Source organism: Streptomyces sp. NPDC004752 (assembly GCF_053601275.1).
The window spans coordinates 1-1671 of the sequence record NZ_JBSGBN010000298.1 but is presented as its reverse complement, the minus strand read 5'-3'; the positions used below and the strand labels follow the sequence as shown (position 1 = coordinate 1671).

2 protein-coding genes are annotated in these 1671 nt (G+C 69.2%); one reads left to right on the top strand and one right to left on the bottom strand.

Going from position 1 to position 1671, the window contains the following annotated elements; genetic code table 11:
• The first annotated feature begins 116 nt into the window (after positions 1–116).
• Positions 117–653, top strand: a complete 537-nt coding sequence (locus tag ACWEKM_RS46495) for a hypothetical protein (protein WP_451627361.1) — start codon at positions 117–119, stop codon at positions 651–653.
• Here the strand turns inward: ACWEKM_RS46495 and ACWEKM_RS46490 are convergent.
• Positions 610–1527: an IS5 family transposase gene (locus ACWEKM_RS46490; RefSeq protein ID WP_451627360.1), complete on the bottom strand. Its 918-nt coding sequence runs from the start codon at positions 1525–1527 to the stop codon at positions 610–612. The genes ACWEKM_RS46495 and ACWEKM_RS46490 overlap by 44 nt on opposite strands.
• Positions 1528–1671: the final 144 nt, after the last annotated feature.

Below are 1671 nucleotides of genomic sequence, written 5' to 3'. Positions count from 1 at the left end.
CTTAGAAGGTGTTGTCTTTCCGGACGTGATCGACACGTTTCCGCTGGTCGGGGATAGGAATGGCGGTTCCGTGGGAGTGGTGGCGTGTCGGGTCGTCGTTTCCCGGGAGGTCGCGGATGCCGTCGGTTGTTGGACTGCTGGAACAGCACGAGCTCGCCGCTCGGCGTCGAGTCGACGGGCTGCGGGAGGAGGCCGACCGCATCCAGGCCGAGCTTGCTGCGGCCGAGCTGGAATGGCAGGAGTGGACGATCGCTCGCAGGCGGGTCGATTCGGTACTGGCTCCGGACGACGGTGCCACCGCCGAGGCGGAGGTCACCGCGGATCCGCGGGATGCGCAGGTGCAGTCGGCACTCCGGGACGCGGCGAAGCCGAAGTCGCAGGTGCCGATGTGGCGCCAGGGGCTGGCCTGGTCGGTGCTGTCGGTGGACTACCAGCGAATTCTGATGGCGCTCGCGGACCGGGCCCGGCTCCATCAAGGGCCGTTGACCTGTCAGGAGATGGTTTCCGTGTTCGGTATGGATGTGGTGCCGGCGCGGGTGGAGGCGCTGCGGTCGAAAGCGAAACGCCTGGTGGCCCGCGGCTGGCTGGCCGAGCGGCAGCCGGGCCGGTTCACTCTCGCGGCAGGCGTGAGCGGGCCAGGCGACGGGTCATGAGCAAGGTCATCGACCAGTAGACCATCGCCTCCGCGCTGGTGGTCCGCCGCTCGAAGTCGCGCACCAGGCGGCGGCTTCGCATCAGATGGGCGAAGAGGCGCTCGACGATCCACCGCTTGGGCAGCACCACGAAGCCGCGCAGGTCGTCGCTGCGTTTCACGATCGCCAGGACCAGCGCGAACGTGGCCAGGCAGTACTCGACGAGGCTGCCGGTGTAGCCGCCGTCGGCCCAGACCAGTTCCAGCCGGTGGTGCACGTCGGCGACCTGTCCGAGCAGCACCTGGGCGGCGGCGCGGTCGCCGGTGTCCGCGGCGGTGACCATCACGCCCAGAAGCAGGCCGAGGGTGTCGACCACGACGTGCCGCTTGCGGCCGTTGACCAGCTTGCCGCCGTCGAAGCCGCGGCTGTCCCTTCCGACGACGGCGTCCGCCTTGACGGACTGCGAGTCGATCACCGCGGCCGTCGGCTGCGCGTCGCGCCCCAGCTCCTCGCGGACCTGTCCGCGCAACCGGTCGTGGAACTCCTTGACCAGGGAGTTGTCGCGCCAGCGGCGGAAGAATGCGTAAATGCGGTCCCACGGCGGGAAGTCGGCGGGCATCGCCCGCCACTTGATCCCGTTGTCCACGAGATACCGGATCGCATCGAGCATGGCACGGTGGCAGTACGCCTCCGGCCGGCCGCCCCGGCCGCGCATCCAGCCCGGCACCGGCAGCAGCGGCAGGACCCGGGCCCACTCCGCGTCCGTCATGTCCGTCGGGTAGCGAGGCTGCCGCGTCCCGTTGTCGGCGGCGTTTCCGAACCGGTGAGCCAGGCAGTCACACTCCCAGGTGACCGCGCTGGACTGCCCGGCCATCGGCACGCAAGACTGCTGCACCAGGGCCTCCTGCTGTTGCTCGGTGATTCGACACCAACGAGCTGTTCAGGAGGCCCTGTTCGTATGCGCCCAGCGCCCCGCGACCACCCGATCGGGACTCCCGTTCGACGCGCATCTCTCAAGATCGGAAAGACAACAGCTTCT